Below are 1632 nucleotides of genomic sequence, written 5' to 3' on the forward strand. Positions count from 1 at the left end.
TCGCGGGACCGTGTGCCCGAGCCGCCACCGGGTTCCGTCCGGATGACGAGGCCACGATCGACGTCGTCGGACGTCTCGGTCACACGGACCGGCGTCAGCTCGCTCTTCTTGAGGGTTGCGGAGGCCGAGGACCAGGTCGCGCCGACGACGTTCGGCACCGTGACCGAGGACGACACGGGCGCCTTGCCGGGCTGCAGGTTGGCGACGAAGAACACGGTGGCCGCGATGATCGCGACGATGAGGACGATCCCGACCCAGATCCACGCGACCGGGGGCCGGTTCTGCGTGCGCTGCGGACGGTGCTCGGCGGTGTCGTCGTCGAGCTCGCGGAACGCGACGGCCGGGTTGGACGTCGTGCGCGGGTTGACGCCGAAGAGCATGGTCGAGGCGTCGCTCGCGTGCTGCTGCTGCAGCTTGCGCGTCGACGACGGCACCTGTCCGGCAGCCGCCTGCTGCAGGTCCGTGCGGAACTCCGCGGCGCTCTGGAAGCGACGCGTCTTGTCCTTCACGAGGGCGTGCAGGGTGACGGCGTCGAGCGCGGGCGAGACCTCGGACGCGATGGTCGAGGGAGCCGCGGGCTGCTCGCTGACGTGCTGGTAGGCGACCGCGACCGGGCTGTCACCGATGAACGGAGGTCGTCCGGTGAGGAGTTCGAAGAGGACGACGCCGGTGGAGTACAGGTCGGTGCGCGCGTCGACGGTCTCACCGCGGGCCTGCTCCGGCGAGAAGTACGACGCGGTCCCGAGGATCGAGGTGGTCTGCGCGACCGTCGCGGAGGTGTCGGTGATGGCCCGGGCGATGCCGAAGTCCATGACCTTCACCTGGCCGGTGTGGGTGACCATGACGTTCGCGGGCTTGATGTCGCGGTGCACGACGCCGGCGCGGTGCGAGTACTCGAGGGCGGTGAGGATGCCTTCGGTGATGCGCACGGCCTCGGCCGGGGCGACCGGCCCGTCCGAGATGATGTCCGAGAGCGGACGCCCGTCGACGTGCTCCATGACGATGTACGGGACCTGCACCTCGGCGCCGGAGGGCTCCCGGACGGTCTCCTCGCCCGCGTCGTACACGCGCACGATCGTCGGGTGGGCCATGCGGGCGGCCGACTGGGCTTCCTGCCGGAAGCGTGTGCGGAAGGCGGGGTCGTTCGCGAGGCTCGGCTTCAGCAGCTTCACCGCCACCTTGCGCCCGAGCCGGGTGTCGTTGCCCAGGTGCACCGTGGCCATGCCGCCACGACCGATGACGTCACCGATCTCGTAGCGGTTCGCGAGGAGCGTGATCCCCGCGGTCACACCTTCTGGCACGTACTCCTCCGTCTGTCGTCCGAGCAAGTGTACGGCAGCAGGACCTGGTGAGACGCTGGTGGCGGGGGCTCGGACCGAACCGTTACGGAACGGTGTCGAGCCCCCGACCGGGGGTCAACCGTCTTGGGGTCCACCCTGGCTCGGGTTGGTGCCGGCGCTGGGGTCGGTCCCGTCGCCCGGGTCGGTCGTGTCGCCGACCGTCCACGTCGCCGTCGCCGCGTCGGACCCGGGGGACTTCGCGAGGTTGCTCCCGCCGGCACCGCACGTCACGGAGTACTTGAACGTGACGGGCTTGTCGGGCTCTTCCGCCTGGATGTTCACCGCGGGGGAG

At 70.5% G+C, this 1632-nt stretch carries 2 protein-coding genes; both read right to left on the bottom strand.

Annotated elements, in window-relative coordinates:
- Positions 1–1301, bottom strand: a 1301-nt coding sequence (gene pknB / locus I59_RS11870) for a Stk1 family PASTA domain-containing Ser/Thr kinase (protein ID WP_031273693.1), incomplete at its 3' end; no start/stop codon positions are given.
- Positions 1302–1415: 114 nt separating this feature from the next.
- Positions 1416–1632 (bottom strand): hypothetical protein (locus I59_RS11875; protein WP_222835014.1); only part of this gene is annotated, 217 nt, incomplete at its 5' end.

It is taken from the genome of Curtobacterium sp. B8 (assembly GCF_000333315.1).
Taxonomy (GTDB): domain Bacteria; phylum Actinomycetota; class Actinomycetes; order Actinomycetales; family Microbacteriaceae; genus Curtobacterium; species Curtobacterium luteum.